This is a genomic window from Pseudomonadota bacterium (assembly GCA_018817425.1).
In the GTDB taxonomy this organism is placed as follows: domain Bacteria; phylum Desulfobacterota; class Desulfobacteria; order Desulfobacterales; family RPRI01; genus RPRI01.
The window spans coordinates 134,850-141,997 of sequence record JAHITX010000096.1; the positions used below are offsets into that span (position 1 = coordinate 134,850).

Below are 7,148 nucleotides of genomic sequence, written 5' to 3' on the forward strand. Positions count from 1 at the left end.
ATCTGAAAAAGGTAAAAGAAAAATAAACGGTTTGCAAAAGGAGAAAATATGCATCGTGTTATGATTCACCCCGCATCTTATGAAACTTGCAAAAAAGCAGTTGATCGGGCATTCGAGCTTTTCCCCCAGGATATTGCCCATAAAAAAGTTGTAATAAAACCCAATGTACTCCGGTCGTCTGCTGCAAAAGAACATATTGTTACTCATCCATCTTTGTTGCGGGCAGTGGTAGAAAAAGTTGAAAAGATGTCTCCGGCTTCTATTGTGGTAGGCGATAATCCGGGGCTGCATAACTATGGTGACAATGAAAACAGTTTTGAAAAAACAGGGTTGATGGATGCTGCGAAAGGTTATTACAAGAACCTTGGCAACTCAACTCAAAACCTTACTTTTAATCCTGAATTCATGCCTGAGGTGGGAGTTTCCAAAGAAATCATGGACGCTGATATTTTTATCAGCTTACCCAAATTTAAAACCCATGGCCTTACAGTTTTAACCGGGGCCATTAAAAACAGCTATGGGATACTTCCCGGTGCACAAAAAGCAAGGCTGCATCAAATTGCAGGCTCACCGGAGCGGTTTCATGATGTTATTGTTGAAGTTTTTCGCCTGCGGATTCCGGATCTTTTTATTATGGATGCAGTAGTAGGCATGGAGGGAAACGGTCCGGCTTCGCCTGAGCTAAGAGAAATCGGCCTTATTCTGGCTGCCGATAATGCCGTGGCTTTAGATGGAGTGGTTGCAAGAATGATGGGGCTTGATCCAGGCCGCCTGCGTTTTCTCCAAAAAGCAAAAGCCATGGGCCTTGGTGATTTTGATTCTAAAATGATTAAAATCGATGGCGAAATGCGAATTCTACCTGATTTCAAAGTTCCACCCTTAGGCGGTGAGGCTATTTTGGGTAATCAGGTTATTCAAAAATTAATGCAAACCAAATCACAGCTTAGACCCCAGGCAGATCCCAAATTGTGTACGGCGTGTGGCTCCTGTAAAGATCATTGCCCGGTTTCGGCTTTTTCAATGATAGAAAACCTACCTGTGGCTGATACTGGCATCTGTATTACTTGCTTTTGCTGTCAGGAGATCTGTCCCGAAAAGGCAATGGCTCTGATATAAAAGGAAAAATCCACTTATGTTCCACTGGCTCAGAAACTATCGCCGTTCTAAAATACGAAAGCAACCATTCCCCACTGAGTGGGAGGTCTTCATGCGCGCAAACGTGGTTCATTATTGTGTGCTTGATGAAACTGAACGCACCGAGCTGCGTGCATTAATGCAGGTCTTCATAAAAGAGAAGTATTGGGAGGGATGCGGTGGCCTTGAACTTACAGATGAAATACGCATTACTATTGCAGCCCAGGCATGTCTGCTGCTACTTGGAATTCCTCACAACTACTATCACAACGCGCAGTCAATTCTCGTTTATCCCTCCACCGTTGTGCCTCCGCAGCGGCGTCCCGGCTTTTTCGAAATAGCAAACAGCCCGGTGGATAGCCCCGCTCCTCTGCTTGGCCAGGCCTTCACTCAGGGTCCGGTAATTCTTGTGTGGGATGCTGTCTTGCATGGAGCGCGCCACCCCGAGCATGGGCATAATGTTGTTTATCATGAGTTCGCTCACAAGTTAGACATGCTTGATGGAGCTGCAGACGGTACCCCGCCCTTTGCCGATCGCGAACAGTTAGTTAAATGGGTGGCCGTATGTTCTACTGAATTCTTGCGACTTCGTAATCTCGCCGAAAAAGGCCATAAAACTTTCCTCGATGCCTACGGTGCGAAAAACGAGGCCGAGTTTTTCGCTGTGGCTACTGAAGAGTTCTTCGATCGCCCTGTTGCACTTAAGGAGCACGCCCCTGATCTCTATCGCGTCCTTAGCGACTATTACCGACAGGATCCGGCAGGCCGTGTGAATCGCACCTGCTTTACCAAATAGCATCCGGAACAAGCACCGAAATTTAGAATATCTTTCATTTATTGGAAATTAATTTAAAATATGCTACCTTACAAAAAACCCGGATTTATGTTGTGATTTATAGAACATTAGAATTATTTGTTGTCTGCACAAAGCCTTTGACAAAAAACAAACCCCAAAAAAGGAATTATGGAAATTACATTAACTACACCGGCATTACTTTTTCCGGCAATTTCACTTTTGCTTGTGGCATATACGAATCGTTTCAATACTATTGGGGCACGTATTCGAACTTTGCATTCTCAATATAAAGAAAACCATGATTGCATTTTGGCCGGCCAGATTGAAAGTTTAAGAATACGTTTATATCTGATAAAAAAGATGCAGGCATTTGGTGTTGCGAGCCTTTTTTTATGTGTTTTATGTATATTTATTCTGTTTGCAGGTAAATCGCTTATAGGGGAAATATTATTTTGCATCAGCTTAATCCTTATGATGATTTCATTGTTTTTCTCTTTTAAGGAAATATTGCTATCAGCAAACGCATTGAATCTTGAGCTAAGTGACATGCAAAAAGACAATAAAGGTACATGTAAATATAATCACTGAAGGTATTAGATAAATAAATGGTTAAAAATCATAATAAACTAAATCCCGGAAAGCATTCGAAACACAAATCTATGGAGATTAAAGCTCCGGCTGATGCAGTGATGCTCGGCGAATTGCCGGCAACCGCCATATGTGGAAATGACATCAGTTCATCCTGTTTGTACGTTTCTGCTTTATCAATAGTATATGCAGGAAAATATGCATGGATTTCTCTTTTGATAGTTGCAGGAGTATTGTATTTCTACCGGAAGATATATGGTGAGGTTGTAGGAGCCCTGCCTTTAAATGGTGGTGCTTATAATGCACTGCTAAACACTACAAGTAAATCGGTTGCTTCCCTTGCCGCAGCCTTAACTCTTCTTTCGTATATGGCTACAGCAGTTATCTCAGCCAGTGAAGCAATGCATTATGTGCATGCACTATGGCATAAATTGCCAATTATGGAAGCAACCATAGTGTTGCTGTTATTCTTTATGTTATTAACTATCATAGGAATCGGCGAATCTTCCAGAGTTGCAGTCGTAATATTCATTACGCATCTGTCATGTCTTACCGTTCTGGTTATTGCGTGTAGTATATATCTCAAGACGCATGGATTTAGTGTGCTTGAATCAAATTACAGTATCCCGGTTGAGGGAGGGTTGGCTATGGCTTTATTCTTCGGATTTTCTGCCGCTATGCTGGGTATTTCCGGATTTGAAAGTTCAGCCAATTATGTGGAAGAACAGGCTCCGGGAGTTTTCCCGAAAACTCTGCGCAATATGTGGGTTGTGGTCAGCATTTTCAATCCCCTAACGGCTTTTCTTGCACTTGCTATTGTGCCTATTCCCGAAGTTGCTGCAAATCAGGAAGCACTGCTTGCTCATATGGGTGGTATTTCAGCCGGAAACTGGCTTTCGTGGGTAATTTCAATAGATGCAGCGCTTGTATTAAGTGGTGCAGTGCTGACATCTTATATAGGTGTTGGTGGATTGATGCAGCGAATGACCTTAGATAGGACTCTGCCGCAGTTTTTACTTAAACTGAACAAAAGAAATACTCCTTATCGCATTATGATTGCATTTTTTATTCTTTGCGTCTCAATTTTGTTGATTACTAAAGGAAAGTTAGGCGCTTTGGCAGGTGTTTATACGATTTCATTTTTATCGGTAATGGCATTATTTGGTATCGGAAATATTTTGCTTAAAGTGAAACGCGCACGTTTACCTCGTCCGGAAAAGGCGGGCGCCATTGCTCTTTTTATAGCTATCACAGCAGTTCTTGCAGCACTTGCGGGAAATGCCATTATGAACCCCGCTTATCTTGCCGTGTTTCTGGAGTATTTTCTACCGACCATGGGTATTGTTGCGATAATGTTATATCGAACAACAATACTTAAAGGTTTGCTATCTTTATTTAAGCATATTTCAGATAAAATTCAAAAAGCTGTTTCTCTTGGAAATGCAACTTTGCTCAAGATGATAAGCGATATCAATGCCCAGGAATTTGTATTTTTTACGAAAGATGATAATGTGGCTATCCTGAACAAGGTAATGATTTATGTAACCCAGAATGAACAAACGCGAAAATTAAAAATAGTTACTGTTTTGCCTGAAGACGGCGCTCTTACACCGGGCCTTGAAAGAGATTTAGAGGTTCTTGACCGTGCTTATCCTGATATCAAAATAGACTTTGTAAAACTGTACGGCGAATTTGGTCCTGAAATAATCAAAAAACTCTCGCAGAAATGGGATATTGCTCCAAATTTTATGTTTATCGGTTCTCCCGGTGATCATTTTCCATATAAAATAGCAGAGCTGGGAGGGGTGCGGTTAATAATTTAACAAAAATACCCGACTATCAAACATGATAAAGGAGAAACAATGGGGCTATTCAGGGAAAATCAGCTAAGGAGCTATAAAACAAGAACTGTAATATCGGTGATAGCCATTATAATGTGGTGGGCGATGGTTGCTTTTGCCGGAGTAAACGAAGATTTGTACAAAGCAATAGGAAGCTGCAACTTATCTGAGGTTAAACAGCTTATCTCAAAAAAAGCTGATGTTAATGCAAAGGGCAAAGACGGTAGCACAATGCTGATGCAGGCTTCCTGGGCTGGCAACAATGAGATTGTTCAGGAGCTGCTTAAAAAGGGTGCTAAGGTCAATGCCAAGAATAAAGATGGCTGGACCGCATTGATACATGCTTCTTTGTGGGGCCACAGTAAGATAGTAAAGGAGCTGCTGGCAAATGGTGCGGATGCCAATGCCGTAAGCAATGACGGCAGAACCCCTTTGATGTTTGCATCACAGTACGGTTTTTTTGAAGCTGTACAGGAGTTGTTGAAACATGGTCCCAAAGTAAATACAAAGGATAAAGTTGAAGGTACTGCATTGATGTATGCTTCAATGAAAGGTTCCCGTGAGATAGTACAAGAGTTATTAAAACAAGACGTTGAGGTAAATGCCAGGGAGAAAGCCGGTAATACTGCATTGATGTATGCTTCTCACAAAGGTCATCGAAATATTGTACAGGATCTATTGGCAAAAGATGCTGATATAAATATCAAAAACAAGGTGGGTAGTACTGCAATCTTGGTTGCCGCTTCAATGGGTCATTCTGATATTATGCAGGATCTGATGGCAAAAGGTGCCGATATCAAGGATAAGGATAAAGATGACAAAACATCATTGATATATGGTTCAGAGAAGGGCTGCCATGAGATTGTTCAGGAATTGTTGGCAAAGGGTGCCAATGTTAATGATAAGGACAAAGGTGGCGGTACTCCATTGATATATGCTTCAGAGAAGGGGCATCTTGAGATTGTACAGGACCTTTTAACAAAGGGTGCTGATGTCAATGCCGGAAATTATAGCGGCTTGACTGCGCTGATGGCTGCTTCTTTAAATGGTCATAGTAAAATTGTGAAAATTCTTCTGTTAAAAGATGCTGATGTAAATGCCAGGTTTAATAATGGCAGAACTCCATTGATATATGCTTCAGATAAAGGTCACCTTGAAATTGTGCGGCAGCTGTTGATAAAAGATGCTGATATCAATTCCAGGGATACAGAAGGGTGGTCTGCTTTTATGTTTGCTTCTTCAAAAGGACATCGTGATATTGCACATGAACTGCTGGCCAAAGGTGCTGATATAAATGCCAGAGACAAAGAAGATGTTACTGCATTGATGGCAGCTTCTTTTGATGGGCACCTTGAGATTGTGCAGGAGCTGCTGGGAAAAGGCGCTGAAATTAATGCCAGGGATAAAGAAGGCCTGACCGCGCTGATGGCTGCCTCCTGGAGTGGCCATCTTAAGGTAGTCAAGGAACTGCTTACAAAGGGTGCCGATATCTATGCTAAAGATAATAATAATATGACAGCTGTAATGATTGCCTCCAAAAATGAACATCCTGATGTTAAAGAGCTGCTTATTAAAGCCGGTGCAAAGTTATAGCTGTAAAATTGGAAAATAGATATATGATCGAAACCGGCTATATGGTCGAACCTGTTGGCTTTATACAATCTAACCTTACCACCCGCAAGGATGCGCCTCACCAGGCGATAGAAGGTGCACCCGATGCATGGATAGAAGTAATTTCAACGTTTGCAGAAGGACTTGAAGGCATTGCTGCCGGCAGTGAAATTATTGTTATTACCTGGCTTCACAAAACCAATCGGAATATATTTAAACTGCACCCGCGTGGAGACAGAAGCATGCCTCTAACCGGAGTCTTTAATACACGGTCTCCTGACAGGCCAAATCCAATTGGCTTGCACAGAGTAAGAGTTCTTGAGATTTCCGGGAATAAATTAAAAGTTGGACCTATAGAAGCAATTGACGGAACGCCTGTAATCGATATAAAGCCGGTACTACCGAAAGCAGCAGACTCATAGGGTCTAAATTTACCGAAAAAAAGAATTCATAGTACGCTCCCGTCCTATGGTACTATGGGGTCCATGTCCCGGATAGACTCTGAGCCCATCACCAAGTGTAAGTATCTTTTGTTTAATACCCTGAATAAGAAGATTATGGTCGCCGCCCTCAAAGTCGGTACGGCCAACTCCACTTGAAAAAAGAGCATCTCCGGTAAAAACCGCACCAGGCGCATGAAAACACACTCCACCCGGAGAATGCCCTGGTACATGGATTACGGTTATATTGAAATTGCCAACCGGAATATTCTGACCATCCGAAATATAACCGTCCGGCTTGAAGTTTAAACCACCGGCATCAAGAGCATGTACCAATACCGGCGCTTTTGTGATGTTTTTTACTTCCTGTGTGCCTGTTGTATGGTCAAAGTGAAAGTGGGTAAGAAGAATATAACGAATATCAAGGCTTAATTTAGTTACTTCTTTTACAATCCTTAATGCTTCTCCTCCCGGATCGATAATCACACCCTGCTTTGTCTTTTCGCAACCCAATATATAGCAATTTGACATATAAGGTTTAATCAAAATTTTTCTAAGCATTGTTTTCTATCCTGAATGTTATTTTATTTAGTTTGTCTTAGGAACTGGAAATGAATAACTCATCGTTTTGGCATCCCATCTTCAAGCCATCTTTGACTGATCTTCAATCGCAAAATCCTCAACGTAGCCCGCTACATTTGCGGTTTTGCTCAATCAGATCAGCCAAATCTGACCTAA

General features: G+C 41.8%; 7 protein-coding genes. 6 read left to right on the forward strand and 1 reads right to left on the reverse strand.

The features are described 5' to 3' along the window. Window positions 1-48: 48 nt before the first annotated feature. The 6 genes from KKC46_17015 to tsaA all read left to right on the forward strand — a co-directional run bounded on the left by KKC46_17015 (window position 49) and on the right by tsaA (window position 6,392). Window positions 49-1,116, forward strand: a complete 1,068-nt coding sequence (locus KKC46_17015; GenBank protein ID MBU1055502.1) for a DUF362 domain-containing protein — start codon at window positions 49-51, stop codon at window positions 1,114-1,116. Between the two features lie 16 nt (window positions 1,117-1,132). Next, window positions 1,133-1,930 (forward strand): zinc-dependent peptidase, encoded by a 798-nt coding sequence (locus KKC46_17020; protein ID MBU1055503.1) that lies wholly within the window; start codon window positions 1,133-1,135, stop codon window positions 1,928-1,930. Between the two features lie 168 nt (window positions 1,931-2,098). Beyond that, window positions 2,099-2,518: a DUF2721 domain-containing protein gene (locus tag KKC46_17025; protein MBU1055504.1), complete on the forward strand. Its 420-nt coding sequence runs from the start codon at window positions 2,099-2,101 to the stop codon at window positions 2,516-2,518. Window positions 2,519-2,619: 101 nt separating this feature from the next. After that, entirely contained in the window at window positions 2,620-4,341 is a 1,722-nt protein-coding gene (locus tag KKC46_17030) for an APC family permease (protein ID MBU1055505.1), read from the forward strand. 39 nt (window positions 4,342-4,380) lie between these two features. Then, a complete protein-coding gene (locus KKC46_17035; protein MBU1055506.1) occupies window positions 4,381-5,952 on the forward strand; it encodes an ankyrin repeat domain-containing protein in 1,572 nt (523 codons plus the stop codon). A gap of 23 nt (window positions 5,953-5,975) precedes the next feature. Continuing rightward, window positions 5,976-6,392: a tRNA (N6-threonylcarbamoyladenosine(37)-N6)-methyltransferase TrmO gene (tsaA, locus tag KKC46_17040; GenBank protein MBU1055507.1), complete on the forward strand. Its 417-nt coding sequence runs from the start codon at window positions 5,976-5,978 to the stop codon at window positions 6,390-6,392. Window positions 6,393-6,401: 9 nt separating this feature from the next. Here the strand turns inward: tsaA and KKC46_17045 are convergent, their stop codons facing one another. Beyond that, window positions 6,402-6,971, reverse strand: coding sequence for an MBL fold metallo-hydrolase (locus tag KKC46_17045; protein ID MBU1055508.1), 570 nt, complete (start codon window positions 6,969-6,971; stop codon window positions 6,402-6,404). Window positions 6,972-7,148 lie beyond the last annotated feature (177 nt).